Below are 605 nucleotides of genomic sequence, written 5' to 3'. Positions count from 1 at the left end.
TCGCTGCTGGGCTCCGGCGCCGCCGACCCGCTGAAGAGCGGCACCGAGCTGTTCAAGAACGAGGAAGTGCGCGTCTGGACGCTGGACGGCAACGTCGTCATCGCCTCCATCACCGCCAAGCTGCACCTGATCAGCCCGGCCGTCACCGAAGGTCTTTTGCGCGCCGTCGAGATCGCCGAAGCCGACTACAAGGGCCTGGTGATCTGGTCGCCGGACGACGTGTTCTCGGCCGGCGCCAATCTCGAGAGCCTGATGCCTGTCTTCATGAAGATGGGCAGCAAGGGCATCGCGCCGGAAGAGAAGAAGCTGCAGGACATGATGCTGCGCCTGCGCTACGCCAGCGTGCCGGTCGTCGCCGCCATGCGCGGCCTGGCCCTGGGCGGTGGTGCCGAGCTGGCCGTGCACTGCGCACGCCGTGTCGCCCACGTCGAGAGCTATGTGGGCCTGGTTGAAGTCGGCGTGGGCCTGGTGCCCGGCGGCGGTGGCCTGACCTATATCGCTCGCCGCGCCGCCGAGATGGCCACCGCTGGCAATGCCGGCGCCGACATCCTGGCCTTCCTGAAGGACGGCTTCCTGACCGCGGCTACGGCCAAGGTCGCGACCTC

The 605-nt window shown here is 68.3% G+C and carries 1 protein-coding gene; it reads left to right on the top strand.

All coding sequences use genetic code 11. The annotated features are described in order from the left end of the window. On the top strand, positions 1-605 hold a 605-nt coding region (locus tag ACXJKR_RS34200; RefSeq protein WP_457326648.1), incomplete at both ends, for an enoyl-CoA hydratase/isomerase family protein.

This window comes from Roseateles sp. P5_E11 (genome assembly GCF_054049355.1).
Note: the sequence above shows the minus strand (reverse complement) of the source record. Positions and strands in the feature narration are given on the sequence as shown.